Annotated in this window: 2 protein-coding genes; both read left to right on the forward strand. The window is 67.9% G+C overall.

The window, feature by feature from the left end; all coding sequences use genetic code 11:
* Positions 1-625, forward strand: a 625-nt coding sequence (locus tag GGQ98_RS18045; RefSeq protein WP_424141379.1) for a Mu transposase domain-containing protein, incomplete at its 5' end; no start/stop codon positions are given.
* Positions 612-1,340, forward strand: coding sequence for an IS21-like element helper ATPase IstB (istB, locus tag GGQ98_RS18050; RefSeq protein ID WP_184072056.1), 729 nt, complete (start codon positions 612-614; stop codon positions 1,338-1,340). The genes GGQ98_RS18045 and istB, both read left to right, overlap by 14 nt.
* Positions 1,341-1,516 lie beyond the last annotated feature (176 nt).

The raw sequence follows: 1,516 nt of genomic DNA on the forward strand, positions 1-1,516 counted from the left end.
CCTAGCGGTCGAGCTTCCTGCGCTGCAGCCGATGCTGGCCCCGTTCGACGGCTTCCACGAGACGAACCACGCGGTGACCGGCACCTGCCTGATCAGCTTCGACCGTAACCGCTACTCGGTGGCGGCCCGGGCCGTGCGCCGCGCGGTTCAGGTCCGCGCCTATGCCGACCGGATCGTTGTCCGTCTGGGCGACGAGATCGTTGCCGAACATCCTCGCTGCTTCGGGCGCGACCGGACGATCTACGATCCCTGGCATTACCTGCCGGTGCTGGTGAACAAGCCCGGCGCGCTCAGGAACGGTGCACCGTTCCAGGGCTGGGAGCTGCCGCCGGCGCTGGCCCGGCTGCGCCGCAAGCTGGGCCGCAGTGACGAAGGGGATCGCCGGTTCGTGCGCGTACTGGCGGCAATATCGAGCGACGGCCTGGAAGCGGTCGAGGCCGCGGTCCGCGAAGCGCTCGATGCCGGCGCCCCCAGCGACGAGGTGATCCTCAACATCCTGTCGCGGCGACGTGAACCGCCCCGGCCGGCAGCCATCGTCACGCTCGAGGATATGGCGCTGGTGCACCCGCCGGTCGCCAACTGCGCCCGCTACGACAGTCTGCGAGATACCCGTGCAACGGCATGAGATGATCGACGCCATGCGCGCGCTCGGCCTCAAGGGGATGGCGGGCGCGTTCGATGAGGCGGTAACCTCTGGCGTGCAGCGCAAGCGCACCACATCTGAGATCCTGACCGATCTGCTGCGCGCCGAGACCGCGCATCGCCATGCCGCCTCGATCCGCTACCGGATGAGCGCCGCCAAGCTGCCGGTGGTGAAGGATATCGACGCGTTCGTGTTCGAGGGTACGGCGATCAACGAGGGACTGGTGCGCTCGCTCCACACCGGATCGTTCCTGCCGGGCAAGCGCAATATCGTGCTGGTCGGCGGCACCGGGACCGGCAAGACGCACCTGGCCATCGCGATTACCGCCAGCGTCGTGCGCGCCGGCGCCCGCGGCCGCTACTTCAACACCGTCGATCTGGTCACCCGGCTCGAGGAGGAGGCGCGCATCGGCAAGGCCGGCGCGCTCGCCGCCCATCTCGGCCGCCTCGAGCTCGTCGTGCTCGATGAACTCGGCTATCTCCCGTTCGCCCGCTCGGGCGGCCAGTTGCTGTTCCACCTGATCAGCAAGCTCTACGAGCAGACCTCGGTGATCGTCACCACCAACCTGGCGTTCGGGGAGTGGCCGACCGTGTTCGGCGACCCCAAGATGACCACCGCGCTGCTCGATCGCATCACCCATCACTGCGACATCGTCGAGACCGGCAACGACAGCTGGCGCTTCAAGCACCGCAGCTGACCCGCCCCCAATAGCCAACAGAAATGGCCTTCGCTCTGCCGGTGCCTCCGGTCGGGCTACGCCCTCCCTACGCCACCGGCAGAGCGAAACTCGCGCTCAACATCAACCGATCGCCACGCCGCGGTGGGGTCCCTTTTGCACGCCGATCGGGGGTCCCTTTTGGACGCCGATTGACA

It is taken from the genome of Sphingosinicella soli, assembly GCF_014199685.1.
Lineage (GTDB): Bacteria > Pseudomonadota > Alphaproteobacteria > Sphingomonadales > Sphingomonadaceae > Sphingosinicella > Sphingosinicella soli.